This is a genomic window from Burkholderia sp. KBS0801 (genome assembly GCF_005937855.2).
Taxonomy (GTDB): Bacteria; Pseudomonadota; Gammaproteobacteria; order Burkholderiales; family Burkholderiaceae; genus Burkholderia; species Burkholderia ambifaria.
The window spans coordinates 2081596-2105674 of the sequence record NZ_CP042177.1 but is presented as its reverse complement, the minus strand read 5'-3'; the positions used below and the strand labels follow the sequence as shown (position 1 = coordinate 2105674).

The 24079-nt window shown below is 67.1% G+C and carries 21 protein-coding genes, 1 tRNA gene and 1 pseudogene; 11 read left to right on the top strand and 12 right to left on the bottom strand.

The window, feature by feature from the left end; translation table 11 throughout:
- Window positions 1-157: 157 nt before the first annotated feature.
- The 3 genes from FFI87_RS09960 to mfd form a co-directional block, all read right to left on the bottom strand.
- Window positions 158-1177, bottom strand: coding sequence for a threonine/serine dehydratase (locus tag FFI87_RS09960; protein WP_006752026.1), 1020 nt, complete (start codon window positions 1175-1177; stop codon window positions 158-160).
- A 62-nt stretch (window positions 1178-1239) separates the two neighbouring features.
- Window positions 1240-2460 (bottom strand): acetylornithine deacetylase, encoded by a 1221-nt coding sequence (argE, locus tag FFI87_RS09955; RefSeq protein ID WP_138847548.1) that lies wholly within the window; start codon window positions 2458-2460, stop codon window positions 1240-1242.
- Between the two features lie 96 nt (window positions 2461-2556).
- The gene (gene mfd, locus FFI87_RS09950) at window positions 2557-6114 is read right to left on the bottom strand and encodes a transcription-repair coupling factor (protein ID WP_138847549.1); all 3558 of its coding nucleotides are present in this window, start codon (window positions 6112-6114) and stop codon (window positions 2557-2559) included.
- 20 nt (window positions 6115-6134) lie between these two features.
- Between mfd and ispD the strand changes: the two genes are divergently transcribed.
- On the top strand, window positions 6135-6845 hold the full coding sequence (ispD, locus tag FFI87_RS09945) for a 2-C-methyl-D-erythritol 4-phosphate cytidylyltransferase (protein WP_105785531.1): 711 nt from the start codon (window positions 6135-6137) through the stop codon (window positions 6843-6845).
- A 29-nt stretch (window positions 6846-6874) separates the two neighbouring features.
- A complete protein-coding gene (ispF, locus tag FFI87_RS09940) occupies window positions 6875-7360 on the top strand; it encodes a 2-C-methyl-D-erythritol 2,4-cyclodiphosphate synthase (protein WP_012364088.1) in 486 nt (161 codons plus the stop codon).
- A gap of 159 nt (window positions 7361-7519) precedes the next feature.
- On the opposite strand, the gene FFI87_RS09935 is transcribed toward ispF, so the two are convergent.
- The 4 genes from FFI87_RS09935 to ompR all read right to left on the bottom strand — a co-directional run bounded on the left by FFI87_RS09935 (window position 7520) and on the right by ompR (window position 10997).
- Entirely contained in the window at window positions 7520-8047 is a 528-nt protein-coding gene (locus FFI87_RS09935) for a carboxymuconolactone decarboxylase family protein (protein WP_006752031.1), read from the bottom strand.
- Between the two features lie 76 nt (window positions 8048-8123).
- Window positions 8124-8672 carry a peroxiredoxin gene (locus FFI87_RS09930; protein WP_006478563.1) on the bottom strand — a complete coding sequence of 183 codons (549 nt, stop codon included), beginning with the start codon at window positions 8670-8672 and terminating at the stop codon, window positions 8124-8126.
- 188 nt (window positions 8673-8860) lie between these two features.
- The gene (locus tag FFI87_RS09925; protein ID WP_012364087.1) at window positions 8861-10222 is read right to left on the bottom strand and encodes an ATP-binding protein; all 1362 of its coding nucleotides are present in this window, start codon (window positions 10220-10222) and stop codon (window positions 8861-8863) included.
- Between the two features lie 40 nt (window positions 10223-10262).
- Window positions 10263-10997: a two-component system response regulator OmpR gene (ompR, locus tag FFI87_RS09920; protein ID WP_004192636.1), complete on the bottom strand. Its 735-nt coding sequence runs from the start codon at window positions 10995-10997 to the stop codon at window positions 10263-10265.
- A 258-nt stretch (window positions 10998-11255) separates the two neighbouring features.
- On the opposite strand from ompR, the gene FFI87_RS09910 reads away from it, so the two are divergent.
- The 3 genes from FFI87_RS09910 (at window position 11256) to FFI87_RS09900 (ending at window position 14481) form a co-directional block, all read left to right on the top strand.
- Window positions 11256-11534 (top strand): hypothetical protein, encoded by a 279-nt coding sequence (locus FFI87_RS09910; protein WP_012364086.1) that lies wholly within the window; start codon window positions 11256-11258, stop codon window positions 11532-11534.
- A 120-nt stretch (window positions 11535-11654) separates the two neighbouring features.
- Window positions 11655-13202, top strand: a complete 1548-nt coding sequence (locus FFI87_RS09905) for a DUF1800 family protein (protein ID WP_138847550.1) — start codon at window positions 11655-11657, stop codon at window positions 13200-13202.
- A gap of 67 nt (window positions 13203-13269) precedes the next feature.
- Complete coding sequence (locus FFI87_RS09900) at window positions 13270-14481, top strand: DUF1501 domain-containing protein (RefSeq protein ID WP_138847551.1); 1212 nt, start codon at window positions 13270-13272, stop codon at window positions 14479-14481.
- 25 nt (window positions 14482-14506) lie between these two features.
- On the opposite strand, the gene hpnD is transcribed toward FFI87_RS09900, so the two are convergent.
- Window positions 14507-15340, bottom strand: coding sequence for a presqualene diphosphate synthase HpnD (gene hpnD, locus FFI87_RS09895; RefSeq protein WP_012364083.1), 834 nt, complete (start codon window positions 15338-15340; stop codon window positions 14507-14509).
- A gap of 237 nt (window positions 15341-15577) precedes the next feature.
- On the opposite strand from hpnD, the gene FFI87_RS09890 reads away from it, so the two are divergent.
- Window positions 15578-15664, top strand: a tRNA-Leu gene (locus tag FFI87_RS09890).
- Between the two features lie 199 nt (window positions 15665-15863).
- Window positions 15864-16157 carry a hypothetical protein gene (locus FFI87_RS09885; protein WP_138847552.1) on the top strand — a complete coding sequence of 98 codons (294 nt, stop codon included), beginning with the start codon at window positions 15864-15866 and terminating at the stop codon, window positions 16155-16157.
- Window positions 16158-16265: 108 nt separating this feature from the next.
- Here the strand turns inward: FFI87_RS09885 and FFI87_RS09880 are convergent, their stop codons facing one another.
- Window positions 16266-16496, bottom strand: a complete 231-nt coding sequence (locus FFI87_RS09880; RefSeq protein ID WP_006752038.1) for a hypothetical protein — start codon at window positions 16494-16496, stop codon at window positions 16266-16268.
- 100 nt (window positions 16497-16596) lie between these two features.
- Window positions 16597-17021 (bottom strand): annotated as a pseudogene (locus FFI87_RS09875) (class II histone deacetylase); the annotation flags it as partial.
- A 167-nt stretch (window positions 17022-17188) separates the two neighbouring features.
- On the opposite strand from FFI87_RS09875, the gene FFI87_RS09870 reads away from it, so the two are divergent.
- Entirely contained in the window at window positions 17189-18187 is a 999-nt protein-coding gene (locus FFI87_RS09870; RefSeq protein ID WP_138847553.1) for a 2-dehydropantoate 2-reductase, read from the top strand.
- A gap of 280 nt (window positions 18188-18467) precedes the next feature.
- Here the strand turns inward: FFI87_RS09870 and FFI87_RS09865 are convergent, their stop codons facing one another.
- Both FFI87_RS09865 and FFI87_RS09860 read right to left on the bottom strand, forming a co-directional pair.
- On the bottom strand, window positions 18468-18917 hold the full coding sequence (locus tag FFI87_RS09865; protein ID WP_011657164.1) for a MarR family winged helix-turn-helix transcriptional regulator: 450 nt from the start codon (window positions 18915-18917) through the stop codon (window positions 18468-18470).
- Between the two features lie 62 nt (window positions 18918-18979).
- Window positions 18980-20125, bottom strand: a complete 1146-nt coding sequence (locus tag FFI87_RS09860; RefSeq protein ID WP_138847554.1) for a glycerate kinase — start codon at window positions 20123-20125, stop codon at window positions 18980-18982.
- 375 nt (window positions 20126-20500) lie between these two features.
- Between FFI87_RS09860 and tig the strand changes: the two genes are divergently transcribed.
- The 3 genes from tig to clpX all read left to right on the top strand — a co-directional run bounded on the left by tig (window position 20501) and on the right by clpX (window position 24078).
- Window positions 20501-21847: a trigger factor gene (gene tig, locus FFI87_RS09855; RefSeq protein ID WP_012364079.1), complete on the top strand. Its 1347-nt coding sequence runs from the start codon at window positions 20501-20503 to the stop codon at window positions 21845-21847.
- Between the two features lie 140 nt (window positions 21848-21987).
- Complete coding sequence (clpP, locus tag FFI87_RS09850; RefSeq protein ID WP_006496351.1) at window positions 21988-22641, top strand: ATP-dependent Clp endopeptidase proteolytic subunit ClpP; 654 nt, start codon at window positions 21988-21990, stop codon at window positions 22639-22641.
- 165 nt (window positions 22642-22806) lie between these two features.
- Entirely contained in the window at window positions 22807-24078 is a 1272-nt protein-coding gene (gene clpX, locus FFI87_RS09845) for an ATP-dependent Clp protease ATP-binding subunit ClpX (RefSeq protein ID WP_006754177.1), read from the top strand.
- Window position 24079 lies beyond the last annotated feature (1 nt).

The window sequence follows — 24079 nt, the reverse complement described above, 5'->3', positions numbered from 1 at the left end:
GCACACGTGCGTCGGCGGCGTCATCTGCCTATTTCGCGTCCGGCACGCTTCGCGCTTGTAAAACGCTGCGCGCTCAACCACTTGCGTGCTTGCCCGGCGGGTTATCAACAGGGCTGTCAACATAAACTGGGGATAACCCGCAGCGCCATGCGCAGCTTCAGTGCTGCAGTTTCGCGTGCGCGAGATGCATGCCGAGTGTCGCGGGGTCGGTATTCGTGCCCGACAGCAGCACGCCGACCCGCTTGCCCTGCAGGGTCTCGCGCAACGGCCCGAGCAGCGCCGCGAGCGCCGCCGCGCACGCCGGTTCGACCGCGAGCTTCAGGTGGGAGAACAGGAACAGCATCGCCGCGCGCAGCGCGTCGTCGGACACCGTGACGATGCGGTCGATGTGGCGCCGGCACAGCTGGTAGCTGTATTCCTCGGTATGCGGCGCCATCAGCGAATCGGCGATGGTCTGCATCGCGCTCATCTTGATCGTATGATTCGCCGCGAAGCTGCGGCACATCGCGTCGGCGCCTTCCGGCTCGACGCCGTACACGTGCACGCGCGGATTTGCGAGCCGCAGCGCGGTCGCCATGCCGGCCGCGAGCCCGCCGCCGCCGATCGGCACGATCACCGCGTCGAGATCGGGCGTCTGCGTCGCCCATTCGTAGCCGAGCGTCGCGGTGCCGAGAATCGTGTGATAGCCGTTGAACGGATGGATGAAGAAGCGGCCTTCCTCGGCCTCGATCCGCCGCACGAGGTCGAACGCCTGCGACGCGCTGCCGGCCAGCACGACTTCCGCGCGGTACTGCTTGCACTGCGCGATGCGCGTCGGGCTCGCGGTATGGAACATCACGACCTTCGCACTGCTGCCGAGCCGCATCGCCGCATACGCGACGGCCGCCGCATGATTGCCGGCCGACACACACGTGACGCCGGCGTTCTTGCGCGCTTCGTCGAGGGCCAGCAGGTGCGTGAACGCACCGCGCGCCTTGAAGCTGCCGCTCGCCTGCAGCAGCTCGAACTTGAAGTTGACGTGCGTGCCCTCGAGGGATGGGAGATCGGCGCGCTCGAACACCGGCGTGCGTGCGACCCACGGCGACAACGCGAAATGCTGCGCGGCGATTTCGTCGAGCGTCGGAATCGGCTCGCCGTCGATCGTCGTATGGGCGGTGCCCTGTTGTTCAGTCGACATGACGTGGCGGGTGGCGGGGGTGGGGCCGGCCCGCACACGCAGGCCGGCGTGGCGGGGGGCAGTCAGTGTGCGTCGACCGACATGCTGCGGATGAACTTGCGCAGGAACTGCTCGCAGGCGGCGAGCTGCGCGAGCTCGACATATTCGTTCGGCTTGTGCGCCTGCTCGATGTTGCCGGGCCCGCACACGACGCTCGGGATGCCCGCGCGTTCGAACAGGCCGGCCTCGGTGCCGTACGCGACCTTGCGCTTGTCCTGGTCGGCCGTCAGCGCGCGCACGAGCTGCGTGATCGCGGCCTGTTCCGTCGCGTCGAGGCCGGGTGCCGCCGCGATCTTCGAGAACTCGATCGCCGCGTTCGGATGTTCGCGCAGCATCTGCGGCAGCAGCGTTTCCTGCGCATACGCTTCGATGCGCGCGAAGATCTGCTCGGGATCGAGCGTCGGCAGGTTGCGGAACTCGAAGTCGAACCGGCATTCGGCCGGCACCGTGTTGATCGCGTTGCCGCCCTGGATCGTGCTCGTCTGCGCGGTCGTGAACGGTACGTCGTACAGCTCGTCGAACGGGCCTTCGGCACGGAAGCGCTCGGCGATGTCGCGGATGTGGCAGATGAGGCGCGCCGCGTATTCGATCGCGTTCAGGCCCTTCGGCGTCAGCGACGAGTGCGCGGCGTGACCGCGCACGCAGCAGCGGTACGCGTTGATGCCCTTGTGCGCGATGATCGGCCGCATGCTGGTCGGCTCGCCGACGATGCAGCCGGACGGCTTCACGCCGCGCTTGACGAGATCGGCGATCAGCAGCGGTGCGCCCGCGCAGCCGATTTCCTCGTCGTAGGACAGCGCGAAATGAATCGGCTTCGCGAGCTTCGTCGCCTGCATCTCGGGCAGCAGCGCGAGCGCCGTGCCGATGAAGCCCTTCATGTCGCAGGTGCCGCGGCCGTACAGGCGGCCATCACGGATTTCCGGCGCAAACGGGTTGCTGTCCCACTGCTGGCCGTCGACCGGCACGACGTCGGTGTGCCCCGACAGCACGATGCCGCCGTCGGTCGAGCCGTCGTGCGCGGGCACGGTCGCAAACAGGTTGGCCCAGCCTTCGCGCGGATCGTGCGTGAGCGTCGACACGATGCCCTTGGCGGCCAGCGCGTCGCGCACCGCTTCGATCAGGCCGAGGTTCGGCACGCGGCTCGTCGTGTCCATCGACACCAGCTGCTTGATCCAGGGCAGGCTGACGAGCGAAGCGTCGCCTTGGTCGGCGGCGGACGGCGCCGTCGCGTCGAGAGTGGACATGGCAAAACTCCGTCTGAGGAATGGGAAAATCATACTCAAAAACGCGCCGGCCCGCCTTCGCCGGCCGCGATGCGGTGCAGCATCTCGGCCGCGCGCTCAGCGTGCCGCGGTCGCGGCGTCGGCGCGCGGCGCGAGCGCGCGCAGCGTTTCCTTGATCGTCGACACGCGGATCGCGAGATCGGGCGAGCGCGTCTCGATGCGCAGCTTGTCCTGGCCCGCGAGCTTGATGTGCCGGTGCTTCTGCACCATTTCGATGATCCGCATCGGATCGATCGGCGGGTTCGGCTCGAACTGCAGCCCGATCGCGGCCTCGCTCGCGTCGATCTTGACGATGCCGAGCGGCTTCGCGGCCAGCCGCAGCCGGTGCGTCTCGACGAGCGCGTGCGCCTGCGGCGGCAGCTTGCCGAAGCGGTCGATCAGCTCTTCCTGGATGCCGTCGATCGCGTCGCCGTGCTCGCAGTTCGCGAGACGCTTGTACAGCGACAGCCGCTCCTGCACGTCCGCGCAGTAGTCGGCCGGCAGGATCGCGGGCGCATGCAGGTTGATTTCGGTCGTCGCGGCGAGCGGTGCGGTGAGGTCGGGCTCCTTGCCGTTCTTCAGCGCCTTCACCGCGTCGTTCAGCATGTCGGTGTACAGCTGGAAGCCGATCTCGTGGATCTCGCCCGACTGCTTGTCGCCGAGCACCTCGCCGGTGCCGCGGATCTCGAGGTCGTGCATCGCGAGATAGAAGCCCGAACCGAGCTCCTCCATCTGCTGGATCGCCTCGAGCCGGCGCTGCGCCTGCTTGGTCAGCGACTGCGGATCGTGGACCAGCAAGTACGCATACGCCTGGTGGTGCGAACGGCCGACGCGGCCGCGCAGCTGGTGAAGCTGCGCGAGGCCGAACTTGTCCGCGCGGTGCATGATGATCGTGTTGGCGCTCGGCACGTCGATGCCGGTCTCGATGATGGTCGTGCACAGCAGCACGTTCGCGCGCTGCGCGACGAAATCGCGCATCACGCGTTCGAGTTCGCGCTCGTGCATCTGGCCGTGCGCGATCACGATGCGCGCCTCGGGCACGAGTTCCTCGAGCATCGCCCTGCGGTTCTCGATCGTCTCGACCTCGTTGTGCAGGAAGTACACCTGGCCGCCGCGTTTCAGCTCGCGCAGCATCGCCTCGCGGATCACGCTTTCTTCCTCGCGACGCACGAAGGTCTTGATCGCGAGCCGCTTCTGCGGCGCGGTTGCGATCACCGAGAAGTCGCGCAGCCCCTCGAGCGCCATCCCGAGCGTACGCGGGATCGGCGTGGCGGTCAGCGTCAACACGTCGACTTCCGCGCGCAGCGCCTTCAGCGCTTCCTTCTGGCGCACGCCGAAGCGGTGTTCCTCGTCGATGATCACGAGGCCGAGGCGCTTGAACTGCACGTCCGACGACAGCAGCTTGTGCGTGCCGATCACGATGTCGACGGTGCCTTCGTTGATCTGAGCGATCGCCGCATTCACTTCCTTCGTGGTCTTGAAGCGCGACAGCTCGACGATGCGCACCGGCCACTCCGCGAAGCGGTCGACGAAGGTCTGCGTGTGCTGCTCGGCGAGCAGCGTGGTCGGCGACAGCAACGCGACCTGCTTGCCGCCCATCACCGCGATGAACGCGGCGCGCAGCGCGACCTCGGTCTTGCCGAAGCCGACGTCGCCGCACACGAGGCGGTCCATCGGCTTGCCGCTCGTCATGTCGCCGATCACGGCCGCGATGGCCGCGGCCTGGTCGGGCGTTTCCTCGAAGCCGAAGCTTTCCGCGAACTTCACGTAGTCGCGCGGATCGAGCGCGAACGCATGGCCCTCGCGGGCCGCGCGGCGCGCGTACAGGTTCAGCAGCTCGGCCGCCGTGTCGCGAATCTGCTGCGCGGCCTTGCGCTTCGCGCGCTCCCACTGGCCCGAGCCGAGCGCGTGCAGCGGTGCGCTGTCGGGATCGGCGCCGCTGTAGCGCGAGATCACGTGCAATTGCGCGACCGGCACGTAGAGCTTGCTGTCGCCCGCGTATTCGAGGTGCAGGAATTCGGTCTCGCCTTCGCCGAGATCCATCGACACGAGGCCCATGTAGCGGCCGATGCCGTGCTGCGCGTGGACGACCGGGTCGCCGACCTTCAGCTCCGACAGGTCGCGCACCATCGCGTCGACGTTGCTCGCCTGTTCCTGGCGGCGCCGGCCCGCGCGCCGGCCGAGCGCGCCGTACAGTTCGGTTTCGGTGACGATCGCGTAGCCTTCGCCCGGCACCACGAAGCCGCTCGCGAGCGGCGCGACACCGAGCGCGAACGGTGCATCGCTTTCGAGCCAGCCCGCGAAGTGGTCGTTCGACGCGGGGCGCAGGTGATGCTCGGCGAGCAGTTGCAGGATCGTTTCGCGGCGGCCGGCCGATTCGACCGTCAGCAGCACGCGCTTGCCCGATGATTCGACGAACGTGCGCAGCGCGGCGAGCGGATCGTCGGCATGGCGATCGACCGTGAGCTCGGGCAGGCCCGTCGCCCAGCCGCCGGCCGGCTGCGCGGGCAGCACGACGCGCGCGAACGGCTTCGCGAACGCGAAGAAATCCTCGTCGGACAGGAACAGGCGCTGCGGCTCGAGGATCGGCCGCTCGCGGTCGTGCGCGAGGAACGCGTGGCGCTGTTTCGTATCAGCCGTGAAGCGGCGGATCGACGCCTCGAGATCGCCGGTGAACACGAGGTGCGCGTCCTGCGGCAGGTAGTGGAACAGCGTGGCCGTCTCGTCGAAGAACAGCGGCAGGTAGTACTCGATGCCGGCCGACGGCACGCCGTTGCCGATGTCCTTGTAGATCGGCGCGCGGCTCGGGTCGCCTTCGAAGGTCTCGCGCCAGCGGCTGCGAAAGGCCGTGCGCGCGGCTTCGTCGAACGGAAACTCGCGGCCGGGCAACAGGCGCACGTCGCGAACCGGGTAGAGGCTGCGCTGCGTATCGGGATCGAACGCGCGGATCGAGTCGACCTGGTCGTCGAACAGGTCGATCCGGTACGGCAGCGGCGAGCCCATCGGGTAGAGGTCGATCAGCGAGCCGCGCACGCAGTATTCGCCGGGCCGCACGACCTGGCTCACGTGTTCGTAGCCGGCCAGCGTGAGCTGTGCTTTCAGCTTCGCCTCGTCGAGCCGCTCGCCCTGCGCGAACGCGAAGGTGTACGCGGCCATGAACGACGCGGGCGGCATCCGGTACAGCGCGGTGGTCGCGGGCACCAGCAGGATGTCGCAGCGGCCCTCGCCGAGGTCGTGCAGCGTCGCAAGCCGCTCGGAGACGAGATCCTGGTGCGGCGAGAACGTGTCGTACGGCAGCGTTTCCCAGTCCGGCAGCAGGCGCACGCGCGCATCGGGCGAGAAGTAGCGGAGTTCCTGCGACAGCCGCTGCGCGTCGACCGCGTTCGCGCAGATCACCGCAAGGAGCGGGACCGCCGCGCGGTTCTCGGCGAGATAGCGGGCGATGGCGAGTGCGTCGGCGGAGCCGTGCGTGCCGTCGAAGGCGAACCGCTGGCCCGGTTTGATGCGGGCGACGGGCGAGGCGAACGGGATGGAAGCGTTGTCTGGCATAGGGACGGCAGGGGTGGCGGGCACGGCGCGGCGCGGTGCGCCGGTCGAGACGAAAGACCTATTATAAAATCCGCTTCTCGATTTCATCTTTCCGGCGTTTCCACTTCGTGACTCCCCGACTTTTCGCCCTGATTCCTTGCGCCGGCACGGGCAGCCGCTCCGGTTCGGCCGTGCCGAAGCAATACCGCACGCTGGCCGGCCGCGCGCTCCTGCATTACACGCTCGCCGCGTTCGACGCGTGCAGCGAATTCGCGCAGACGCTCGTCGTCCTCGCGCCCGACGACACGCACTTCGACGCGCGCCGCTTCGCGGGCCTGCGCTTCGCGGTGCGCCGCTGCGGCGGCGGCTCGCGGCAGGCGTCGGTGCTGAACGGGCTGCTGGGGCTGGGCGAATTCGGCGCGACCGACCAGGACTGGGTGCTCGTGCACGACGCCGCACGCCCCGGTATCACGCCGGAGCTCATCCGCACGCTGGTCGCGGCGCTGAAGGACGATCCGGTCGGCGGGATCGTCGCGCTGCCGGTGGCCGATACGCTCAAGCGCGTGCCGGCCGGCGGCGACGCGATCGCCCGCACCGAGTCGCGCGACGCGCTGTGGCAGGCGCAGACGCCGCAGATGTTCCGCATCGGCATGCTGCGCGACGCGATCCTGCGCGCGCAGCGGGAAGGGCACGACCTGACCGACGAGGCCAGCGCGATTGAATGGGCCGGTCATACCCCGCGCGTCGTGCAGGGCAGCCTGCGCAACTTCAAGGTCACGTACCCGGAAGATTTCGCGCTCGCCGAAGCGATCCTCGCGCGCGCCACGAACGCTTCCTGACTTTCACCTCATCTCACACCGGAATACGCATGGATTTCAGAATCGGACAAGGCTACGACGTGCACCAGCTCGTCCCGGGGCGCCCCCTCATCATCGGCGGCGTGACGATTCCGTACGAGCGCGGCCTGCTCGGCCATTCGGACGCGGACGTGCTGCTGCACGCGATCACCGACGCGCTGTTCGGCGCGGCGGCGCTCGGCGACATCGGCCGCCATTTCTCCGACACCGACGCCGCGTTCAAGGGGGCGGACAGCCGCGTGCTGCTGCGCGAGTGCGCCGCCCGCGTGAAGGCGGCCGGCTTCACGATCCAGAACGTCGACAGCACCGTGATCGCGCAGGCGCCGAAGCTCGCGCCGCATATCGACGGGATGCGCGCGAACATCGCGGCCGATCTCGGGCTGCCGCTCGAGCGCGTGAACGTGAAGGCGAAGACCAACGAGAAGCTCGGCTACCTCGGCCGCGGCGAGGGCATCGAGGCGCAGGCCGCCGCGCTGCTGGTGAAAGCGGGGGCGTGAGCGCCTGATGCCGGTTTGACGCCGGCCCGAAGCGGCGCGCAAGTTGCGCCGCCGCAATGAAAAATGCCACGCGCTTGCGTGGCATTTTCGTTTCTGAGCCGGGGCTGCGGATGCGGCGTCGAAGGGCCGCCGCACCGCGGTGCCGGCCGAGTGGTGCGCTTACTCGCCTTCGGCGGCGATCACCTGCGCGGCGGCGTTGATCACCGACGCGATGCGACCGACGTCGCGCAGCTGCGTCGTCGTCATCCCTTGCTCGTTCTTCAGCAGCGCATAGTGCGACTTCACGCAGAAGTGGCACTTGCCGACGATCGACGCGGCGAGCGCGTACATCTCGAACCGGCGCTTGTCGACGCCGCCGTGCGACGCATACGCGCCCATCCGCAGTTCGGCGCGCTGCGTCTTCAGGTCGGCGTCGTCGGCCATCTCGACATACGGATACCAGGTGTTGTTCATCCCCATCAGCGCGGCCGCCGTCAGCACGGCGTTCGTCTCTTCGGGCGACAGCACGCCGGCTTCACGGATCGTCTTCACGAGCACGGTGCTCTTCGCCGCGACCGCCGCCGCCAGCGCCACGCCGACTGCATCGTTGCCTTCGAGCGACGAGCGCGAGATCGTGCCGTCGAGGTTCAGGCGAATGTCCTTCGCGTAGTCGGGGATACGTGCCTTAATCGAGTCGATGAATTCCATTGATATCTCCTATGGGTTGGCCGTTAAAAAAGCCCGCAGGCAGGACGTGCGCCGCGGGCTTCGTGCATCGATGCGCTTACAGCGTTGCGCCGCCGACTGCACGGTTGCACGGGCACAGTTCGTCCGTTTGCAGGCCGTCCAGAATGCGCAGGACTTCTTCCGGGCTACGGCCGACGTTCAGGTTGTTCACCGAAACGTGCTGGATCGTGTTGTCCGGATCGACGATGAACGTCGCGCGCAGGGCCACACCGGCTTCCTTGTCGCGCACGCCGAGCTGGTCGATCAGCTCGCCCTTGACGTCGCCGAACGAGTAGTGGTTCAGCTTGTCGAGATCCTTGTGCTCACGGCGCCATGCGAGCTTCACGAATTCGTTGTCCGAGCTGCCGCCGAGCAGGACGGCGTCGCGCTCTTCGAACTGCTTCGTCAGCTTCGCGAACTCGACGATTTCCGTCGGGCACACGAACGTGAAATCCTTCGGATAGAAGTAGATGATCTTCCACTTGCCCGGGAACGACGCTTCGGTGACGGTCTCGAACGCCGACTGGCCGTTTTCCTCGTGATTGTTGAAGCCCGGCTTCGCGGCTACGACGGTGAATGCTTCGAGTTTATCGCCCACGGTTTTCATGCGGATACTCCTGTGTGAGTTGGGAAGAAGACTGAGTCAAGCTACCTCGGTGCTGCAACGTTGATGTGACAGCATGCGAAGACTGTAACACTATTAATCAAGCGATTCAATAGATTTTGGCTAACAGTCTCCATAGTTTTTTTCAACCGCACCGATAGTGTGACGCTCAAGCGACATGCGCGAACGCGTCACGCCGTCGCACGCGCCTTGCCGGCGCCGGGGAATTCGAGCGTGACTTCGAGGCCCGCGTCGGGGCTGCGGTTGCGCAGGCGCAGCGCGCCGCGATAGCGGCCGACGAGGCGCAGCACGATCGCCATGCCGAGCCCTGTGCCGTCCGCCTTGGTGCGCGCCGTGTCGACGCGGTAGAACGGCCGCATCACGAGCGGCAGTTGATCCTCGGGGATGCCGGGACCTTCGTCGCTCACCGACAGCTCGACCCGCGCGTGCGACACGCGCGTCTCGAGCGTGATCCGCGACACGCCGTCCTGCCGGCTCTGGCCGTATTTGCGCGCGTTCTCGACGAGGTTGCCAATTACGCGGCGCATGTCGGTCTCGTCGGCTTCGATCACGGCGCTCGGCGCGAGCCGCGTGCGGATCTCGACGCCGTCCTCGCCCGACACGCGCGCGGCGACTTCGTGCGCGATCGACGACAGGTCGACCGGCTCCGGCTTGCGCTGGGACGGGCGCGCGTAGTCGATGAAGGCGGCGATGATGCGGTCCATCTGCTCGATGTCGTCGACCATCGCATCCTTGGTCGCCTGGTCGGAGGGGCTCATCTCGGTCTCGAGCCGCAGCCGCGCGAGCGGCGTGCGGAGGTCGTGCGAGATGCCCGCGAGCATCAGCGCGCGATCGGCCTCGAGCTGTTCGAGGTCGCGCACCATCTGGTTGAAGCTGCGGTTGGTCTCGGCCGCGACGCCCATCCCGCGCTCGGGCAGCAGCTCGGGCGTCTGGCCCGAGCCGATCTGGCGCGCGGCGAGCGCGAGCCGCGAGAACGGCCGGTTCACGAGGCTCGTGATGAATGCGGAGCCGAACAGCGACAGCGCGAGCGCGAACAGGCCCCAGCCCGCCCACTGCAGGCCCGTGACGCTGTCGAGCTGGTCGCGGTCGAGCGCGACCCAGTAGTCGTCGTCGTCGATCTTGAAGCTGATCCACACGCCGGGAATGTCGTTGACCGACTGCGCGATCACGGTCTCGTCGCCGAGCCGGCTGCGGATATCGTGTTCGATCAGACGGTTCAGCGATTCGTCGGGCTGCAGCTTGAACTTGTCGGTTTTTTCGCGCGGGTAGACGCGCACGCCCTCGTTGCTCTCGAGATCCTGCAGCAGCGCGCGCCGCAAATCGGGATCGGAATAGAGCAGGGCGGTGCGCGTGAGCTTCACGATCGCGACGAGCTGGAGCGCGACGCGCTGCGCGCGCGGCTCGCGCTCGATCACGCGAAAGCTCTGGAACCACGCGGCGAGACTGACCGAGATCAGCAGCGCGATCAGCAGGAAGGTGCGCCAGAACAGCCCGCCGAACGCGAGCTGCAGGAGGCGCCGGTCGATACGCATGGGACGGGCCGAGGACAGGCGAAACCGGAAAGGAAAAAGATCAGGCGGCGCCGTCCGGAATGAACACGTAGCCGAGGCCCCAGACGGTCTGGATGAAACGCGGGCTGCCCGGATCCGGTTCGATCAGCTTGCGCAGGCGCGAGATCTGCACGTCGAGGCTGCGGTCGAACACTTCGTATTCACGGCCGCGCGCGAGCTCCATCAGCTTCTCGCGCGACAGCGGCTGGCGCGGATGGCGCGCGAACACCTTCAGCACCGAGAATTCGCCGGTGGTCAGCGGAATTTCCTGGCCCGACTTCGTGAGCGTGCGCGTCGCGAGGTTCAGCGAGAATTCGCCGAACTCGAACACCTCGGTGGTTTCCGACGGCGCGCCCGGCAGTTCGGCCGGCGCCTGGCGGCGCAGCACGGCGTGAATGCGCGCGACCAGTTCGCGCGGGTTGAACGGCTTCGGCAGGTAGTCGTCGGCGCCCATCTCGAGGCCGACGATGCGATCGACATCCTCGCCCTTCGCGGTGAGCATGATGATCGGCGTGCGATCGTTGCTGCCGCGCAGGCGGCGGCAGATCGACAGGCCGTCCTCGCCCGGCAGCATCAGGTCGAGCACGAGCAGGTCGAAGCGCTCGCGCACCCAGAGCTTGTTCATCGCAGTCGCGTTCTCCGCGACGTATACGTTGAAACCCTGCTCGCCGAGATATCGGCGCAGCAGATCGCGCAGGCGCGGGTCGTCGTCGACGACGAGAATCTTGGAGGGGTTTTTCGTTTCCATGAGCGGCATCTTATCGCGAATGGGAAATCACGCACGCTCGCGTATTTTCGCGCGTTACAGTCCGTTACAAAATTTACCCGTAGTGTCGCGTGGAGTAAAGGCACGCTATAGAGATTCCTTTACTCGAAGCCGGAGTTCGGTAGATACTCCCCAGCACTCCATCTTTCATCTTTGTACACCCGAATTCCGCAGGGTTTTTCAAGTACCAGAGGTAACCGGTTGCCGCGTGACGAAGCGAACAAATCGACCAGAGAAGCGAGGACGGTCATGCGATCTGCGCGGATTGCAGTGATGCTGACGATCGCACTTGCCGGTCCATATGCGTCGAACTTCGCGTATGCGCAGCGCCCCGAGCCGGGCGCATCGTCGCGCAAGCTGCAGCGCGGCAAGGCGCCGCAGTCCGACCGCGCCGCCGACACGGCGGTCCGGTCCGCCGTGCCTCCCGATCTCGAACAGCACCGCCGCGACGGGCACATGACGCCCGAAGAGCGCCACCTGCTGCGCCAGCACATCGAGGACGCCGTTCGCGAGCTGTACAAGCGCTGACACGCACGCGTCTCCGCACGGCAACGAAAGATTCCGTAGCAATTTTCCCGTCAACTTTCGCATGCGTGCCGCCGTTGAACCTGCATCCGCACCGCCGGTGCGTTCCGGGAGTCCACGACGATGAAAGCGAACGCTGCCGCCCCGGCATCGCCCGCGATGCAGGCGCCGCTCGACGCCGACGATGCGCTGTTCTTCCTGAGCCGCACCGGCTTTTCTCCCGCACCGGCCGAGGTCGCCCGCCTCGTCGGCATGACGCGCGCGCAGGTCGTCGCCGAGACGCTCGGCAACGTGCGGCGCGAGCCCGTGACGCGCTGGCCCGACTGGGTCGCCGAGTTGCCGCCGACCCGCGCGCAGCGCCAGGCGCTGACACCCGACATGCGGCGCGACGAGCAGCGCGAGCGCAATCGCCGCTACGATGCGTTGCGCGCGGCGTGGGTCAACGAGATGGTCGCGACGCCGTCGCCGCTCACCGAGCGCATGACGCTGTTCTGGCATGGGCACTTCACGTCCGGGCAGGACAAGGTCCCGTATCCGCAGACGATGGCCGCGCAGCATGCGCTGTTTCGCCGCGAGGCGCTCGGCAGCTTCGACACGCTGCTGCATGCGGTCGCGAAGGATCCGGCGATGCTCCAGTATCTCGACGGCGCGAGCAACCGCAAGGGACGCCCGAACGAGAATTTCGCGCGCGAGGTGATGGAGCTGTTCACGCTCGGCGAAGGGCACTACACGCAGCACGACGTGACCGAAGCCGCGCGCGCGATGACCGGCTGGAGCGTCGATCCCGATACGCTGCGCTTCGTGGCGCGGCCCGAGTGGCACGACACGGGCGAGAAGACGATACTCGGCGAGACCGGTGCGTTCGACGGCGACGGGTTTCTCGACATCCTGCTGAAGCGGCCCGACACCGCACGCTTCATCGCGGGCAAGCTGTGGCGCGAGTTCGTGTCCGATGCGCCGGACGCCGGCGCGCTCGAGGTCGTGGCCGAACGGTTTCGCGCGAGCGGCTACGACATCCGCACGGCGCTCGCCGCGCTTTGGTCGACCGACGCGTTCTGGGATCCGGGCAATCGCGGCGTGCTCGTCAAGTCGCCGGCCGAGTTCGTCGTCGGGTCGGTGCGGCTGTTCGACGTCGCGTACGGCGATCCGCAGATGCTCGCGAACACCGTGCGCACGCTCGGGCAGAACCTGTTCTATCCGCCGAACGTGAAGGGCTGGCCCGGCGGCGCGCTGTGGATCAACAGCACCACGCTGCTCGCGCGCAAGCAGTTCGTCGAACAGCTGTTCCGCGCGACCGAGGCGGCCGGCATGCGGGCTCCCGCTCACGCGATGGCGCAGCCGGTGCCGAATGCGCGTGCGCATGCGATGCCGGTTGCGGACAACGCCTCCGGCGCCAGCTTGCCCGGTGCCGGTACGCCCGGTGCCGGTATGCCGGGTGCCGGTATGCCCGGCGCGCCGGTCAAGCCCGCACGCGGCGGCCTGCGGTTCGACCTCGAACGCTGGCTCGCGCAATATCGTGTGCGGCCGCAGGCGCGCGCCGGCTTGTCCACCGAGCTTCAGCTGCAGCACGCGGTGCTGCCGGTGTCGCCGGTCGCGGCGATCGATACGGACTCGACCGGCAGCGCGTATCTCGAGGCATTGCTGATGGATCCGGCCTATCAACTGAAATGACCGAAACGACGACGAACAGGCGCGCTGCAGCGGTGGCCATGCCGCGCGGCGAACCGAAGGATGCACGATGAACCGACGTGATTTTCTGACGCTCACGGGCGCCGCGGCCGCGGCGGGCGTGTCGTTGTGGCAGCCGGCCGCGCACGCGGCTTCGATGCCCGCGGCGGGGCGGCCCGGCTATGCGAACGTGTTGATCCTCGTCGAGCTGAAGGGCGGCAACGACGGCCTCAACACGGTCGTGCCGTATGCGGATCCGCTCTACTACCAGTTCCGCCGCGGCATCGGCATCAAGCGCGATCAGGTGCTGCAGCTCGATGCGCATACGGGGCTGCACCCGGCGCTCGCGCCGCTGATGCCGCTGTGGCGCGACGGGCAGGTCGCGATCGTGCAGGGCGTCGGCTATCCGCAGCCGAACCTGTCGCATTTCCGTTCGATCGAGATCTGGGACACCGCGTCGCGCTCGGACCAGTACCTGCACGAAGGCTGGCTCACGCGCACGTTCGCGCAGGCGCCGGTGCCGCCGGGCTTCGCGGCGGACGGCGTGGTGCTCGGCAGCGCCGAGATGGGACCGCTCGCGAACGGCGCGCGCGCGATCGCGCTCGTCAATCCCGCCCAGTTCATCCGCGCGGCGCGGCTCGCCGAGCCGTCGTCGCTGCGTGAACGGAACCCGGCGCTCGCACACATCATCGACGTCGAGAACGACATCGTGAAGGCGGCCGACCGGCTGCGCCCGCGCGGCGGGATGCGCGAGTTCAGGACGGCCTTTCCGGCCGGTACGTTCGGCACCTCGGTGAAGACCGCCATGCAGGTGCTCGCGGCATGCGAAGCGTCGGGGCCCGGCGCGCAGGACGGCGTCGCGGTGCTGCGGCTCACGCTCAACGGGTTCGACACGCACCAGAACCAGCCGGGACAGCACGCCGCGCTGCTCAAGCAGTTCGCGGAAGGGATGAGTGCGATGCGCGACGCGCTGATCGAGCTGGGGCGCTGGAACCAGACGCTCGTGATGACGTATGCGGAATTCGGGCGGCGGGTGCGCGAGAACCAGAGCAACGGCACCGATCACGGTACCGCCGCGCCGCATTTCGTGATGGGCGGCCGCGTGGCCGGCGGGCTGTACGGTGGGGCGCCCGCGCTCGGGCGCCTCGACGGCAACGGCAACCTGCCGGTCGCGGTCGATTTCCGTCAGCTGTATGCGACCGTGCTCGGGCCGTGGTGGGGACTCGATGCGACGCGCGTGCTGCAGCAGCGCTTCGACATGCTGCCGCTGCTCAAGGTGTGATGGGGGATGTGCGTTGCGGCGCCGGTCAGCGGCGGCGCGCGGCGCGCCACGCGATCCACAGCTTGCGGATCGGCGTCAGCGCGATGCGCTGGTGCAGCACCTGGTAGCCGTCGCGCTCGATTTCGTGGAGCAGCGCGCCGGCCAGTGCGATCTGCGCACGTAGCGTGCGTTGCGCGCGGCGTTCCGACGCGGGGATCGCTGCGTCGGCGGCGGCGAGCGCTTCGCGCGCGCGGGCCGTCTGAAACTGCAGCAGCTCGGTGAAGGCCGGGCTGTAGCGGCGGTTCAGCAGGTCGGCCGCGGTCACGTTGTAGCGTTGCAGTTCGTCGATCGGCAGATAGATGCGGCCATGGCGCGCATCGTTGCCGAGCTCCTGCACGAATTGCGCGAGCATCAGCGCGCGGCCGGCGTCCGCGGCCCACGGCTGCGGGTCGGCCGGATTCGCGGCGCTGGCGCGCGCGACCAGCGACGCGAAGGTGCCGCCGACCTGCGCGATGTAGCGCTGCAGGTTCGCGAAATCCAGGTAGCGCGCCTGTTCGAGATCCATCCCGTAACCGTTGACCAGCGTGCGCAGCGCATCGGCTTCGGCCGCGATCGCCGGGTGATGCTGCGCGAGCGCCTTCGTGACCGGGTGCGACGGTTCGCCGGCGGCGAGCGCCGCGAGTTCCTTGTGCCACCACGCGAGCTTCGTGTGTCCGACGGTCGGGTCGCTGGTTTCCTTGACGGTTTCCTCGAGTTCGCGGCGCAGCGCGAACAGGGCGGTCAGGCGCGGTTCGGCGGCGAGCGGCGCCTGGCGCAGCGCGTAGTAGACGCTGGAGCCCGCGGGGGCGGCCTTTTGCTGACAGTAGTCGTCGAAGTTCACGGGTGGGATCGTGGCGGAGGCGGGTTCGGGGGCGCGCGCCGGCGCGGGGCCGGCACGTCGAGCGCGGCATTCTAGCACCGCTGTCAGGCGGCCGCCGGCGGGGCGAGACAATGCCGCACAGATCGGGTAGAATCTCGCGCTCGCCTGATTGGGCGTGCCGGTTTTCGGGTCGGCATGAAGCTCCGGGCGCGTGGAGAACGCATCTTGCGTGCCGCGCGGTCAGGTGACGGACAATACGCGTGAGTGGCGAAATTGGTAGACGCACCAGGTTTAGGTCCTGACGCCCGCAAGGGTGTGCCGGTTCGAGTCCGGCCTCACGCACCACGAAGTCGAACGTGTCCCGCCAAGGGCCGTTCCTAAAAAAAGCGCTGCCGGTCGGCTGACCCGCAGCGCTTTTTTCTTGATGCCGGTGTTTTTCTCCGGCGGGGACCCGTCGACGCGCGCGCACGGAAAACCGTGCCTGCCGAGTGTAATATCGTGCTCACTTTACCTATAAAAAGCACAACTACACCGAGGGCAATCGATGAAGACCACCGTGTACGCGCCAATTTCCGTTCTGGCGCTGATGCTCGCCGCGCCGGCATGTGCATCAACGCCCGCCGACAACATCGCATGGAGCGCCAGGCCGGCGCAGACGGTTGCATCGTCGTCGGTGTGCTCTGCCTATTCGGGGCGCGTGATTTCGAGCGGTGAGCGGATGACGACGGAAACCGTGCTGAAAGCTGTCGGCCGGGTGCTGGCCGGCACAGCACCGCCCCTCGTCATTGCCGAGCACCGGGGCGCAGTCCCCAATCCGTGCGCGCGGCCCGGCTTGTGATGGGCGCGCAAGCGAACCGTAGCAATCATCGCTTCACCCTGAATCAAACCCGATAACCCGCGCCGCGCGTCGCCCGACCGCAGCGCTTTGTCGTGTTGCGTGACGCGTCTAGTCCCAGAAACTCCGCACCGCGACCGCCACGATCACCGGCACCGAAAACACCAGCGGAATCGCGAAATACTGCGCTTCGCGATCGACGATCCAGCTATAGATCAACCACGCCACGCCGATCGCGAACGTGATGAGGCCGACCAGCACGGCGGCGATATTCAGAGCCAGCTTCGAAGGCTGGCGGCGCGCTTTGTCGTTGGTGTCGGGTTCGCGCGGAGACGATTTCATCTGACGAGGGGCCTGGCAGGTGTAAAAGCACAGGAAACCCCATCCGCACCGATCGCGCAAGGGCCGGCGTGTGCCGACCCGTATCTTGGGTGAACGCGCGTTACAAGCCGAACGACGCCGCCAGTTCGTCGAGCATCTCTCGCTGGAACGCGAGGAACCGCTCGCCCGGCTGCTGCGCGATCGCGAGCTCGAGCATCGGATCGGTAACCTCGGTGCGCATGCCCGCCAGTTCCTCGACGATCGCGAGCCCGCAGAACGGCACGTACGCCTCCGAATAACCGCCTCATGGGCGATCACGAGCCGCCCGCCGCAGTGGCGCTGTGCCGCGTCCTTCACCGCCCGCGGCATGAACCGGTAGCTGTCGGTATGCAGCAGCATGCGCGCGAGCGGATCGACCGCGCTCGCATCGAGGCCGCTCGCGACGACGATCAGTTCCGGCCGGAACCGGTCCAGCGTCGGCAGCACGATCCGCTCGAACGCATGGCGCTACGCGTCGTCGCCGCTGTCAGCCGGCAACGGCACTTCAGGTTCGCCCCACGCCTGCGCGTTCGCGAGATGCGCAGCAGGCCGCCGCGCAGGCGCGTCGCGCTGAAGCGCACGTGCGAATCCATGCTGCGCCCGCTTTCCTAAATGGTTGTGCGCGCAACCATTGAGCGTTATGCTCGTCAGCTTCCCGAAGACGGAATTTCATCATGAACGACACGAATTCAGGGTCGGTGCGCGCCGCTGTGGTCGGTGTCGGCGCGATCGGCGGATTGCTCGCGGCGGCGCTGTCGCACGCCGGCATGACGGTGAGCGCCTACGCACGCGGCGCGACGCTCGATGCGCTGGATGCGCACGGCGTGCGCGTGATCGACGAGGCGGGCGCGGTGTCGTCGGTCCCGGTGCGCGCGAGCGACGACGCGGCCGAGCTCGGCGAGCAGGACTACGTCGTGATTGCGCTGAAGGCGCAGGCCTTGCCGGCGCTGGCCGCGCGCATCGCGCCGCTGGTCGGCTCCGGCACGGTGATCGTCGCCGCGATGAACGGGCTGCCGTGGTGGTTCACGCACGGGCTCGCGGGGCCGCTCGACGGCATGCCGCTCGACGCGGTCGACCCGGCCGGTGCGGTCTCGGCGGCGCTGCCGCCCGAGCAGGCGATCGGCTGCGTCGTGCACCTGTCGTCGAGTACCGATGCGCCGGGTATCGTGCGGCGCGGCCGCGGCAACCGCCTGATCATTGGCTCGCCCGATGCGCGCCTGGACGCGCCGACCGCGCGGTTCGCGGCGGCGCTCGCCGCGGGCGGCTTCGACGTCGAATCGACGCCGGCGATCCGCACCGAGATCTGGACGAAGCTGTGGGGCAACATGAACATGAATCCGTTGAGCGCGCTCACGGGTTCGACCACCGAGCAACTGCTCGACGATCCGTTCACGCGGGATCTTGCGTTGCGGATGATGGAGGAGGCGGCCGCGATCGGCGCGAAGCTCGGTCTCGATACGGGGATGGCCGGGCCGGACCGGATCGCCTTGACGCGCAAGCTGGGCGCGTTCAAGACGTCGATGCTGCAGGATTTCGAGGCCGGGCGACCGCTCGAGATCGGGCCGATCCTCGGCGTGTTTCCGGAGCTGGGGCGCAAGCTCGACGTGCCGACGCCGTATTGCGACGCGGTGCTGGGGCTGCTGCGTCAGCGCGCGGCGAACAGCGGGCTATAGCGCAAGGGGATCGCTGCGGCGATGGCCTGGTTTGACGAAGGACGACGAGCAGTCGTTCGATACGTGCACGATAGGGAAAACCGGGTCGCCGCCCGTGCGCTTGCGCGATTCAAGCGACGGAGACGAATGGGGCGATCTGCAGGATTCATCTGAATAAAGTGGCGGGCACTGGAACGCTCAGGGCGCATCTGCGCAGCGAGCATCCAGCGTGGCGCTCCCGGTGCATGTGGCATACATTTCGCAACGCGCACAGGGGCACGGATCGCCCCGCCCGCGAGACTCACTCGTCGCCGTCGACCGCGTGCGCGACCACCTTGTCGAGCAGCCGCTCGAACGTCTGGCGCTCGCTGTCGGACAGGCATGCGAGCAGGCCTTCATTCCACTTGCGCACGATCGGCATGATCCGGCGATGCAGCGCGCGGCCGTCGGCCGTCAGCGCGATCAGCACGATCCGGCCGTCGTCCTCGCTCGCGCTGCGCTCGAGCAGCCCCTGGCGCAGCAGCGCTTCCGCCGCGCGGCTCGCCTGGCTCTTGTCGAGATTGGTATGACGTGCGAGATCCATGATCGAGAACGGACCGAACGCGCCGACGGCGGCGATCACGCGCGCCTCTGGCAGCGAGATGTCGAGCTTGTGCCGGTACACGTCGGCGATCCCGCGGTCGGATCGCTTCGTGAGCGCATGGAGGCGATAGGTCAGAAACTGATCGAGCCCGGCTTGACGGCCTTTCATGTCGAATCCTGAAGAAAAAGGGCGGGCCCGATTGTTCCTGTATCGCGCGCTCGGGTCAACGGTCAGTGTGCGCCGTACTTCAGCCGTGTCAACTGCTCCGCTTCGTTCGCGAGCAGATTCGCCGCGTCGCGGATCGCGACGTCGAGCGTGATCGGCCCCGGTGCCGGCGAGAAGCAGCCGGCGAAGTGTTCGGACAGGCGCGGCAGCGCGGCCGGGTCGACGGCGCCGGACAGCAGCGACGCGGGCACGCCCGCGGCCTGCGCGTGACGGCAGGCGATGAACGGCGCCTTGCCGTGCAGCGTCTGCACGTCGGAGCGGCCTTCGCCGGTGATCAGCCAGTCGGCGCCGGCAAGCGCCGCGTCGAGCCCGACCTGGCGCGCGACGACTTCCGCGCCGGCTTCGAACCGAGCGCCCAGCATGTGCAGCGCAAAACCGAGGCCGCCCGCGGCGCCGGCACCGGCCAGGTCACGGCCGCGCCGGTCGAGCGCCGCCTCGAGCAGGTCGGCGAAGTGGCCGAGCGCGGCATCGAGGGTCGCGACTTGCTCGGACGCCACGCCCTTTTGCGGACCGAACACCGCGGTCGCGCCATGCGTGCCCGTCAGCGGATTGTCGACGTCGGACATGCCGATGAATTCCGCGTCCTTCAGACGCGGATCGAGCGCCGACGCGTCGATCCGCGCGATGTCGGCGAGCCGCGCGGGGACGGGCTCGACCGGCTGGCCGGCCGCGTCGAAGCATTGCAGGCCGAGGCCCGCGAGCAACCCTGCGCCCGCGTCGTTGGTGCTGCTGCCGCCGAGCGCGACGAAGAAGCGGCGCACGCCTTCGTCGAGCAGCGTGCGGATCGCTTCGCCCATCCCGCGCGTGCTGCGCGCGTCGACCGGCACGCTCATGCCGACCGCGTCGGTGATGCCGACGATCTCGGCCGTCTCGACGATCGCGGTGCGCGCATCGATCACGCCCACCGCCGCATCGCGTGCCGCCAGCGACGCGCCGGCCACCCGCAGCGCACGCCGCGTGCCGCCGCCTGCCAGCATCGCATCGAGCGTGCCTTCGCCGCCGTCGGCCATCGGGCAGCAGCGCACGACCGCGTCGGGGCGGGCCCGGCGGATGCCGGTGGCGATCGCGTCCGCGACCTGCTCGGCGGAAAGCGAGCCTTTGAACGAATCGGGCGCGATGACGACGACAGGCGCGGACGGGTGGTGCGGCATGGTGTCTCCGGGAAGCGTAATTGATCTGAGAAATGGGGGCGCGACGGCGGCGCACCCTCAATCGGAGCTTACAGGATGGCGCGCGCGTGGTGGATACGTCGTTCGGCATAGCGACAATCCGCGCGCATTGCTATGCAGGGGCGCGGGTGCGCACCCCTGTCATGAGGGATCTGGCGGTACGAGGAAAATTGTTTGCTAGAATAGTCGATTCTTCCGGCCAAAGCCGTGCTCCGAGCCGCTTGCGCTAGCCATTCGGCGCGTGCAGGGATGGCGTGGCGCTCCGGCGCGGCATGTGGATGTGATGCACATCTCGCCGCAGGCAGGCACGGCAAGGAAAACCCGATTCGCTCGAATAATTTTAGGACGATTGAAGCCATGGCTAACGTTGTTGAGAACCTCGGCAAGCTTGAACGCCGCGTGACGATTTCCCTGCCGAAAGACACCGTGCAGAAGGAAATCGACGCCCGTATCCAGAAACTCGCGAAGAACGTTCGCATGCCGGGTTTCCGCCCGGGCAAGGTGCCGCTGAAGATGGTCGCCCAGCAGTACTCGGGTCAGGTCGAAGCGGAAGTGCTGAGCGACAAGATCGGCCAGGAATTCTTCACGATCAGCCGCGCGGAAAACCTGCGCGTGGCCGGCCAGCCGAGCTTCGAGCCGAAGCAGGAGCAGGCCGAGGACGCATACGCGTTCGACGCGACGTTCGAGGTCTACCCGGAAGTGAAGATCGGCGACCTGGCGACGGCTGAAGTCGAGCGCTCGACGACGTCGATCGGCGACGCCGAAATCGACCGCACGCTGGACATCCTGCGCAAGCAGCGCGTGCACTACCACGCTCGCGGCGAAGCCGGCGAGCACGGCGACGGCGGCGCGGACACCGCGGCGAAGAACGGCGACCGCGTGACGGTCGACTTCGTCGGCAAGATCGACGACGTCGCGTTCCAGGGCGGCACGGCCGAAGACTTCCCGTTCGTGCTCGGCGAAGGCCGCATGCTGCCGGAATTCGAAACGGCGGCGCTCGGCCTGAAGGTCGGCGAACAACGTACGTTCGACCTGAAGTTCCCGGACGACTACCACGGCAAGGACGTGGCGGGCAAGACGGCGCAATTCACGGTCACGATGAAGAAGATCGAGTGGCCGCACCTGCCGGAAATCGACGCCGAATTCGCGAAGTCGCTCGGCATCGAAGACGGCGACCTGACGAAGATGCGCGCCGAGATCAAGGAAAACCTCGAGCGCGAAGCGAAGCGCCGCACGCAGTCGATCGTCAAGAATCAGGTGATGGACGCGCTGCTGAAGATTTCCGAACTCGACGTGCCGAAGGCACTGATCGAGCAGGATCAGCAACGCCTCGTCGAAATGGCTCGCCAGGATCTGGCGCAGCGCGGCGTGCCGAACGCGAAGGACGCACCGATCCCCGCCGAGATGTTCGCCGAGCAGGCGGAACGTCGCGTTAAGCTGGGCCTCGTGCTGGCCGAGCTCGTGAAGGCGAACGGCCTCGAAGCGAAGCCGGAACAGATCCGCGCGGAAGTCGACGAGTTCGCGAAGAGCTACGAAGACCCGAAGGAAGTGGTCCGCTGGTATTATTCCAACCAGCAGCGCCTCGCCGAGATGGAAGCGTTCGTCGTTGAAAGCAACGTCGTCGACTTCGTGCTGGGCAAGGCAAAGGTGACGGACAAGGAAGTGAGCTTCGAGGCACTCGCGAGCGCATCGTCGCAAGCGTAAGTGTCGCTCTAGCGGCGTGCCGGCTGTCGGAGCGACGGCCTGCACGCCGTTTTTACGTCAAGCGCACGGTTGCCATTAATATGGCGATTGAGCGGGCGGCTTCCTTCCGTTCAATTTTCCATTCGAACAAGGTTCATTGAATGATCACTCGCGCTGAATTGCTGGACATGCTTGCTTCGAACGCGCCGCAGGGTTTCGAGGCGCAAGCGCTGGGGCTGGTGCCGATCGTCGTCGAAACGAGCGGCCGCGGCGAGCGTTCGTACGATATTTATTCGCGTCTCCTGAAGGAGCGCCTGGTGTTCATGGTCGGCGAAGTGAACGACCAGACCGCCAACCTCGTGGTCGCGCAATTGCTGTTCCTCGAGAGCGAGAATCCCGACAAGGACATCAGCCTCTACATCAACAGCCCGGGCGGCTCGGTGTCGGCCGGCATGGCGATCTACGACACGATGCAGTTCATCAAGCCGGACGTGTCGACCCTCTGCATGGGCCTCGCGGCCAGCATGGGCGCATTCCTGCTCGCGTCGGGCGCGAAGGGCAAGCGTTTCGCGCTGCCGAACTCGCGCGTGATGATTCACCAGCCGCTCGGCGGCGCACGCGGCCAGGCGTCCGACATTGAGATCCAGGCGCGCGAAATCCTCTACCTGAAGGAACGGTTGAACAACCTGCTCGCGCAACATACGGGCCAGGACGTCGAGCGCATCGCGCGCGACACCGACCGTGATAACTTCATGTCGAGCGAGGACGCGAAGGCGTACGGGCTGATCGACCAGGTGCTGCTGAAGCGCCCGTGAATTTAAGTGGGGTGCCGCCCCGATTGGGGCGGCGCCCGCTGCAACGTCCCGAGTGCCTTGAGCATCTGCGGCAAGCGCATCCAGCCGGCTCCGGTCGCGCCCTAGGCGCGGCGTCCGGAGCATTCGGCGTATCATGTCATTTACCTGTCCGGAGGCTCTACATTCATGGCGGACAAAAAAGGTTCGAACAGCGAGAAGCTGTTGTATTGCTCGTTCTGCGGAAAGAGCCAGCATGAGGTGAAGAAGCTCATTGCCGGCCCGTCGGTATTCATCTGCGATGAATGCATCGACCTCTGCAACGAGATCATTCGCGACGAGGCGGCTGCCGCCGGCGTCGAGGCCAGCCTGTCCCGGTCGGATCTGCCGAGCCCGCAGGAAATTCGCGACATCCTCGATCAGTACGTGATCGGGCAGGAGCGCGCGAAGAAGATCCTCGCGGTGGCCGTGTACAACCACTACAAGCGCCTGAAGCATCTCGACAAGAAGGACGACGTCGAGCTGTCGAAGAGCAACATCCTGCTGATCGGCCCGACGGGCTCCGGCAAGACGCTGCTCGCGCAGACGCTCGCGCGGTTGCTGAACGTGCCGTTCGTGATCGCCGATGCGACGACGCTGACCGAAGCCGGCTACGTCGGCGAGGACGTCGAGAACATCATCCAGAAGCTGTTGCAGAACTGCAACTACGAGGTCGACAAGGCCCAGCGCGGGATCGTCTACATCGACGAAATCGACAAGATCAGCCGCAAGTCGGACAACCCGTCGATCACGCGCGACGTGTCGGGCGAGGGCGTCCAGCAGGCACTGCTGAAGCTTGTCGAAGGCACGATGGCATCGGTGCCGCCGCAGGGTGGCCGCAAGCATCCGAACCAGGATTTCATTCAGGTCGACACGACCAACATCCTGTTCATTTGCGGCGGCGCGTTCGACGGTCTCGAGAAGGTGATCACCGATCGCACCGAAAAGACGGGCATCGGCTTTGGCGCGACGGTCAAGAGCAAGCAGGAACGCGACGCGGGCGAAGTGCTGCGCGAGACGGAACCGGAAGACCTGATCAAATTCGGTCTGATCCCCGAATTGATCGGCCGGCTCCCCGTGGTCGCGACGCTCGGCAAGCTCGATGAAGCCGCACTGATGAAGATCCTCGTCGAGCCGAAGAATGCGCTCGTCAAGCAGTATCACAAGCTGTTCGCGATGGAGCGCGTCGAGCTGGAAATCCGGCCGGGCGCGTTGCAGGCAGTCGCCCGCAAGGCGATCCGCCGCAAGACTGGCGCGCGCGGCTTGCGTTCGATCATCGAACAGGCATTGCTCGACGTGATGTACGAGTTGCCGGCGATGAAAGGGGTCAGCAAGGTCATCATCGATGAAAACGTGATCGATGGCGACGGCAAACCCCTGCTGATCTATGAGGACACGCCGAAAGTGGCGGGTTCGAACTGAC

Excerpts from the sequence above, each read along its gene's own strand:
- FFI87_RS09960 (WP_006752026.1), bottom strand. The coding sequence starts at position 1,177 with ATGTCGACTGAACAACAGGGCACCGCCCATACGACGATCGACGGCGAG.
- argE (WP_138847548.1), bottom strand. The coding sequence starts at position 2,460 with ATGTCCACTCTCGACGCGACGGCGCCGTCCGCCGCCGACCAAGGCGAC.
- mfd (WP_138847549.1), bottom strand. The coding sequence starts at position 6,114 with ATGAAATCGAGAAGCGGATTTTATAATAGGTCTTTCGTCTCGACCGGC.
- ispF (WP_012364088.1), top strand. The coding sequence starts at position 6,875 with ATGGATTTCAGAATCGGACAAGGCTACGACGTGCACCAGCTCGTCCCG.
- FFI87_RS09935 (WP_006752031.1), bottom strand. The coding sequence starts at position 8,047 with ATGGAATTCATCGACTCGATTAAGGCACGTATCCCCGACTACGCGAAG.
- FFI87_RS09930 (WP_006478563.1), bottom strand. The coding sequence starts at position 8,672 with ATGAAAACCGTGGGCGATAAACTCGAAGCATTCACCGTCGTAGCCGCG.
- FFI87_RS09925 (WP_012364087.1), bottom strand. The coding sequence starts at position 10,222 with ATGCGTATCGACCGGCGCCTCCTGCAGCTCGCGTTCGGCGGGCTGTTC.
- ompR (WP_004192636.1), bottom strand. The coding sequence starts at position 10,997 with ATGCCGCTCATGGAAACGAAAAACCCCTCCAAGATTCTCGTCGTCGAC.
- FFI87_RS09910 (WP_012364086.1), top strand. The coding sequence starts at position 11,256 with ATGCGATCTGCGCGGATTGCAGTGATGCTGACGATCGCACTTGCCGGT.
- FFI87_RS09905 (WP_138847550.1), top strand. The coding sequence starts at position 11,655 with ATGAAAGCGAACGCTGCCGCCCCGGCATCGCCCGCGATGCAGGCGCCG.
- FFI87_RS09900 (WP_138847551.1), top strand. The coding sequence starts at position 13,270 with ATGAACCGACGTGATTTTCTGACGCTCACGGGCGCCGCGGCCGCGGCG.
- FFI87_RS09885 (WP_138847552.1), top strand. The coding sequence starts at position 15,864 with ATGAAGACCACCGTGTACGCGCCAATTTCCGTTCTGGCGCTGATGCTC.
- FFI87_RS09880 (WP_006752038.1), bottom strand. The coding sequence starts at position 16,496 with ATGAAATCGTCTCCGCGCGAACCCGACACCAACGACAAAGCGCGCCGC.
- FFI87_RS09870 (WP_138847553.1), top strand. The coding sequence starts at position 17,189 with ATGAACGACACGAATTCAGGGTCGGTGCGCGCCGCTGTGGTCGGTGTC.
- FFI87_RS09865 (WP_011657164.1), bottom strand. The coding sequence starts at position 18,917 with ATGAAAGGCCGTCAAGCCGGGCTCGATCAGTTTCTGACCTATCGCCTC.
- FFI87_RS09860 (WP_138847554.1), bottom strand. The coding sequence starts at position 20,125 with ATGCCGCACCACCCGTCCGCGCCTGTCGTCGTCATCGCGCCCGATTCG.
- tig (WP_012364079.1), top strand. The coding sequence starts at position 20,501 with ATGGCTAACGTTGTTGAGAACCTCGGCAAGCTTGAACGCCGCGTGACG.
- clpP (WP_006496351.1), top strand. The coding sequence starts at position 21,988 with ATGATCACTCGCGCTGAATTGCTGGACATGCTTGCTTCGAACGCGCCG.
- clpX (WP_006754177.1), top strand. The coding sequence starts at position 22,807 with ATGGCGGACAAAAAAGGTTCGAACAGCGAGAAGCTGTTGTATTGCTCG.